Origin of the sequence: Bacteroides caecigallinarum, assembly GCF_021530995.1 — a bacterium.
GTDB lineage: Bacteria > Bacteroidota > Bacteroidia > Bacteroidales > Bacteroidaceae > Phocaeicola > Phocaeicola faecigallinarum.
Genome location: NZ_JADYTF010000262.1, coordinates 1 through 741 on the forward strand (window position 1 = coordinate 1; position 741 = coordinate 741).

The window sequence follows — 741 nt, forward strand, 5'->3', positions numbered from 1 at the left end:
TCAGGTAGTATGCCTGCGACAGGGGCTTGTTCATATCCAGCGCGTTGTCAAGCCGTGTCTTATACTCCTTGTCGAAGATATCCGCCCCATTACTCAGTAACAGGTATCGCGTACCTTTCAACACCTTGCGTTTGTTGATGTCTTTTTCCATGTGGTATTGCACCCTGCGTATTTCATCCAGCTTCTCGTTCATAAGCTTTACCACATGGAAATGGTCAAACACGTGCACCGCATTCGGGCAATTTTCATATACAGAGGAGATGAAGGCGGCGGAGAGATCTGTTGCAATATACTTGATGTCAACGCCTTTTCTTCTGATCCGTTTCCAAAAGCCATCCAGGGCGTCTGCTCCTTTGCCGTTACCGACATAGAGAATACGGCCACTCTTCAGGTCAACCACGATTGTCTTGTACACATGTCCTTTCCTGACCGCAAATTCATCTATGCCGATGCTGTCCACTCCCTCAAGGGAAGGAGGCGCGTAATGGTATTCAAGATGACGCGTATGGATATCCTTGACGGTATCCCAGGATACGCCCAGGAGATTGGCTGCGTCTTTCAAGGTCATGCTCCTTAACAGACCCACTACATATTTCGCGAAACGATGGGTGTAACCGCAACTACCCGTGGCAAAGGGTATGCTCTCCTGACGGTCATAATCACAATCCTGATTCTTGCACTTATAGCGTTGGACTTTCATGCGGATTATCACCTTTTTGCCGCCTATCGGGAGTCCTATAA

Annotated in this window: 1 protein-coding gene; it reads right to left on the bottom strand. The window is 48.3% G+C overall.

The features are described 5' to 3' along the window. Positions 1–741: ISL3 family transposase (locus tag I6E24_RS16505; RefSeq protein WP_235329801.1), on the bottom strand; the 741-nt coding region annotated here is incomplete at both ends.